The sequence below is a fragment of the Nocardia bovistercoris genome (genome assembly GCF_015674855.1).
Lineage (GTDB): Bacteria > Actinomycetota > Actinomycetes > Mycobacteriales > Mycobacteriaceae > Nocardia > Nocardia bovistercoris.
In genome coordinates this window covers 1-993 of sequence record NZ_JADMLG010000040.1, presented here as the reverse complement: position 1 = coordinate 993, position 993 = coordinate 1, and the positions used below count along the sequence as shown (strand labels likewise).

At 60.1% G+C, this 993-nt stretch carries 1 protein-coding gene; it reads left to right on the top strand.

The features are described 5' to 3' along the window. On the top strand, nucleotides 1–993 hold a 993-nt coding region (gene dmpG / locus IT779_RS37050; RefSeq protein ID WP_196154176.1), incomplete at both ends, for a 4-hydroxy-2-oxovalerate aldolase.

Sequence of the window (993 nt, the reverse complement as noted above, 5' to 3'; positions counted from 1 at the left end):
CGTATCACCGACACGTCGCTGCGTGATGGTTCCCATCACAAGCGTCATCAGTTCACCGCCGATGAGGTGGTGTCGATCGTGCGTGCGTTGGACGCGGCGGGTGTGCCGGTGATCGAGGTGACCCATGGTGATGGTTTGGGTGGGTCGTCGTTCAATTACGGGTTCTCCAAGACGCCGGAGCAGGAGTTGATCCGTTTGGCGGCCCAGACGGCGGTGGACGCGAGGATCGCTTTCTTGATGTTGCCGGGTGTGGGGACGAAGGAGGACATCAAGGAAGCTCGGGACAATGGTGGTTCGATCTGTCGGATCGCGACGCATTGCACCGAGGCGGATGTGTCGATCCAGCATTTCGGTTTGGCGCGTGAGTTGGGTTTGGAGACGGTCGGGTTCTTGATGATGGCTCATACCGTCACTCCGGAGCGTTTGGCGGGGCAGGCGCGGATCATGGCCGATGCCGGTTGTGAGTGTGTGTATGTGGTGGATTCGGCGGGTGCGTTGGTGCTCGATGGGGTGAGTGATCGGGTGGAGGCGTTGGTGGCCGAGCTGGGTGGGGATGCTCAGGTGGGTTTCCACGGTCACGAGAATTTGGGGATGGGTGTGGCGAACTCGGTGGCCGCGGTGCGTGCGGGGGCGAAGCAGATCGACGGTAGTGCGCGTCGTTTCGGTGCGGGTGCGGGGAATGCTCCGGTGGAGGCGTTGATCGGGGTGTTCGACAAGATCGGTGTGAAGACGGGTATTGATTTCTTCGATATCGCCGATGCGGCCGAGGAGGTGGTGGCTCCGGCGATGCCGACGGAGTGTTTGTTGGATCGTAACGCGTTGATCATGGGTTATTCGGGTGTGTATTCGAGTTTCTTGAAGCACGCGGTGCGTCAGTCGGAGCGTTACGGTGTGCCCGCGCATTTGTTGTTGCATCGTGCGGGTCAGCGGAAGTTGATCGGTGGTCAGGAAGATCAACTGGTCGACATCGCCCTCGAAATCCAACGAGAACAA